This is a genomic window from Sporosarcina koreensis (assembly GCF_042655825.1).
Lineage (GTDB): Bacteria > Bacillota > Bacilli > Bacillales_A > Planococcaceae > Sporosarcina > Sporosarcina koreensis.
Window position 1 is genome coordinate 1 of the sequence record NZ_JBHSNP010000003.1, and the last position, 652, is coordinate 652.

Here is a 652-nt window from a genome sequence, read left to right on the forward strand (position 1 = left end):
CGAAGGTGGGACAGATGATTGGGGTGAAGTCGTAACAAGGTAGCCGTATCGGAAGGTGCGGCTGGATCACCTCCTTTCTAAGGATAATTACGGAATATGAACCTTCGGTTCATACGTTGACGTTTTGCGTTCAGTTTTGAAGGTTCGTTTTAGTTAATGAAACTTCATAATCCCGGAAGGGGCCTATAGCTCAGCTGGTTAGAGCGCACGCCTGATAAGCGTGAGGTCGGTGGTTCGAGTCCACTTAGGCCCACCATTCATATTCCGGGGCCTTAGCTCAGCTGGGAGAGCGCCTGCCTTGCACGCAGGAGGTCAGCGGTTCGATCCCGCTAGGCTCCACCAACTCTATTAAGGGTAATTTGTTCTTTGAAAACTGGATAAAACGACATTGAAGCAACAAAACATCAAGTAATCAACCGAGTCGATCACTTAGTGATTGAATGATACTTTTTTAACGAGTAGCTTGTGTGCTTATCGCTAAGTACCACTACTCACCCGAGGGTTTCGAGAAGCGAGCAGGACGAGGAAGCGACCGAACGAGGACCGAAGCGTGCTTAGGCACGTGAGGACCGGAGTGACGGAGCTGACGAAGTAATGCGAAGCTTATCGAAAGCCGTATAAAGGTTAAGTTAGAAAGGGCGCACGGCGGATG

Annotated in this window: 2 tRNA genes and 1 rRNA gene; all 3 read left to right on the top strand. The window is 49.5% G+C overall.

The features are described 5' to 3' along the window. Positions 1-77: ribosomal RNA gene (locus ACFPTP_RS02720) — 16S ribosomal RNA — on the top strand; the annotation flags it as partial. A 102-nt stretch (positions 78-179) separates the two neighbouring features. Further along, a tRNA-Ile gene (locus tag ACFPTP_RS02725) sits at positions 180-256 on the top strand. Between the two features lie 10 nt (positions 257-266). Further along, positions 267-342, top strand: a tRNA-Ala gene (locus ACFPTP_RS02730). Positions 343-652 lie beyond the last annotated feature (310 nt).